1 protein-coding gene and 1 pseudogene are annotated in these 1,822 nt (G+C 64.1%); one reads left to right on the top strand and one right to left on the bottom strand.

The window, feature by feature from the left end; all coding sequences use genetic code 11:
* Positions 1–137: 137 nt before the first annotated feature.
* Positions 138–1,511: a glutamate--tRNA ligase gene (gene gltX / locus EN893_RS32145; protein WP_127272346.1), complete on the top strand. Its 1,374-nt coding sequence runs from the start codon at positions 138–140 to the stop codon at positions 1,509–1,511.
* Here gltX and EN893_RS32140 read toward each other — a convergent pair.
* Positions 1,429–1,822 (bottom strand): annotated as a pseudogene (locus tag EN893_RS32140) (DUF2865 domain-containing protein); the annotation flags it as partial. The gene gltX and the pseudogene EN893_RS32140 sit on opposite strands and share 83 nt — an antisense overlap.

Raw genomic sequence — 1,822 nt, 5'->3', positions numbered from 1 at the left:
AATGGGCACCGCCGGCCTGGGCGCAGTCGGAGGCGTCCACCGTCCGGTCTTTTCATTCCAGCCGCCATGTTCTATGTCTGCCGGCCAGCGCGGGGGCGCGTCTTGTCAACCACAAAAGCATCCGGTACGCCCCGTTCATGACAGTTACCGTTCGTTTCGCCCCGTCGCCGACCGGCCGCATTCATATCGGCAATGCGCGCACGGCTCTGTTCAACTGGCTGTTTGCCATGAACAACAAGGGCCGATTCATCCAGCGCTTCGACGACACCGACATTGCGCGCTCGAAGCAGGAGTTTTCCGACGCCATCCTCTACGACCTGCATTGGTTGGGCATTTTTCCCGACGCCACCGAGTACCAGTCGCGGCGCTTCGATATCTATGACGCGGCGGTCGAGAGGTTGAAGGCGGCAGGCGTTCTCTATGCCTGCTATGAAACGCCGGAGGAACTCGATCTCAGGCGCAAGGTGCGCCGCACGCGCGGCCTGCCGCCGGTCTATGGCCGGGAGGCGCTGACGCTGACGCACGAGCAGATCGCCGAGTACCAGGCCGATGGCCGCCAGCCGCACTGGCGTTTTCTCCTCCCCAATTTCTCAGGCGATCCACAACAGCCGGAACGCACCGAAATCCACTGGAACGACCTGGTGCGCGGCGAGGAAACCGTCGATCTGGCTTCGCTTTCCGATCCGGTCCTGGTGCGCGAGGACGGCACCTATCTCTACACGCTGCCTTCCGTCGTCGACGACATCGAGATGGGCGTCAGCCATGTCATCCGCGGCGACGACCACGTCACCAACACCGGCGTGCAGATCGCCCTGTTCCAGGCGCTGGCTGCCGAGCCGCCAGTGTTCGGCCACCATAATCTCCTGACCACCGCATCGGGCGAGGGCTTGTCGAAGCGCACCGGCGCGCTCTCGATTGAAAGCCTGCGCGAGGACGGCATCGAGCCGATGGCCGTCGCATCATTGGCCGTCCTGGTAGGCACTTCGGAGAATGTCGCGGCGGTGCCGACGATGGGCGAACTCGCCGAACGCTTCGATCCGGCGGCGACATCGAAATCCGCCGCCAAGTTCGATCCGGACGAGCTGTTCGTGCTCAACCGGTCGCTGCTGCACCACATGCCGTTCGCCGAGGCACAAGACCGTCTGATCGTGCTCGGCGTCTCCGGCGAGCAGGCCGAACCGTTCTGGCTGGCGGTGCGCGGCAATCTCGACAGGCTGGCCGATGCGGTCAACTGGTGGCGTATCCTGCGCGACGGACCGCAGGAGAAGCCGGAATTTTCCGGTGACGACCGCGATTTCCTTCGACAGGCCTTCGATCTGCTGCCGGAGGAACCCTGGAGCGCGACGATCTGGAAGGACTGGACGGGCAAGATCAGGGAAGCGACCGGCCGCAAGGGCAAGGCGTTGTTCATGCCGCTCAGAACAGCCCTTACCGGACTGCCTTCGGGGCCGGAGCTTGCAGATCTATTGCCGCTGATGGGTCGGGAAGGAACGTTGGCCCGACGACCCTGACCTTGCGCTGTTCCGGCGGCAAGGCTGATATCGGCGACGTCACCGGCTTGGCGGAAACCCGCTTGATCGTCTCGCGGTCGAGCCCGCCTTCCTGATTGGCCAGCGTTTCGGGATCGGCACCTGGATCCGGTTTGGAGATCGGCACCGGAATGAACGGTGCGGAGTCCGTCTCGGGTTGCAACTGTTCCGGATTCGGCGGGTTGCCGGCGAGGATCTGAAAACCCTGCGCGGCGGCGTTGCAGCCGCAAGCCGGCAGCCGCGACATATCGGGCTGCTTGTAGAGATAGGCGGTCGGCAATTCGCTGTAGGGC

The sequence above is a fragment of the Mesorhizobium sp. M7A.F.Ca.CA.004.04.2.1 genome, from assembly GCF_004022825.1.
In the GTDB taxonomy this organism is placed as follows: Bacteria; Pseudomonadota; Alphaproteobacteria; order Rhizobiales; family Rhizobiaceae; genus Mesorhizobium.
The sequence above is the reverse complement of the archived record's forward strand: the minus strand, read 5'-3'. Positions and strand labels throughout refer to the sequence as shown.